The 272-nt window shown below is 48.9% G+C and carries 1 protein-coding gene; it reads right to left on the reverse strand.

Annotated elements, in window-relative coordinates:
* Positions 1-272 (reverse strand): class I tRNA ligase family protein (locus tag RAD10_RS41885; RefSeq protein ID WP_461622027.1); only part of this gene is annotated, 272 nt, incomplete at both ends.

Genomic DNA, 272 nt, shown 5'->3' on the forward strand with positions numbered 1-272 from the left:
GCGCGCGCGCGCGACTGATACAAAGGTCTTCGAGCGGCTGGCGCAGAAATCCCAAGATTTCATTTTTGCGGATTTCAGGCCGGATGAAATCCGGATTTTTATGAATAAATTCGATCAGCCAGTCCTGATATTTGGAAAGTTTGAAAAAATAATTTTCCTCGCTCAATTTCTGCACGTCGCGGCCGCAGTCCGGGCATTTCCCTTCTTTCAGCTGCAGGTCGGTCCAAAAAGATTCGCAGGGCGTGCAATACCAGCCCGTATAAGTGGATTTG

The sequence above is a fragment of the Bradyrhizobium sp. 23AC genome, assembly GCF_054863025.1.